The organism is Pollutimonas rozaliensis (assembly GCF_048751585.1).
Taxonomy (GTDB): Bacteria; Pseudomonadota; Gammaproteobacteria; order Burkholderiales; family Burkholderiaceae_B.
Genome location: NZ_JAZHOB010000051.1, coordinates 1 through 288 on the forward strand (window position 1 = coordinate 1; position 288 = coordinate 288).

At 46.5% G+C, this 288-nt stretch carries 1 protein-coding gene; it reads left to right on the forward strand.

Annotation, left to right across the window (positions count from 1 at the left end):
* Positions 1-288, forward strand: a 288-nt coding sequence (locus tag V0R37_RS21920; protein WP_420376534.1) for a phage minor capsid protein, incomplete at both ends; no start/stop codon positions are given.

The following is a 288-nucleotide window of genomic DNA, read 5'->3' on the forward strand; positions in this document are numbered from 1 at the left end:
GATAGATACCTACTATTACTCCAAAAAATCTACAGCAAGGGAAATGTGCGCCCCTTTACAACATCAGATAGTCACTACTGGACTTGCTAGGACTGAAAAGGGAGAGCGTATCCTTGCTTTGTCAGATTATGGCTACGGCACGGCTGGCGGTTGTTTGGGTATCAACTGTACCCATGAAATCACGCCCTTTGTGGTTGGTGCCAACTACAAGCCTGAGCTTGGCGAAGATGTCAAGAACTTAACACCTGAACAGGCTATCGAAAATGCCAACGTACAAGCCAAACAGAG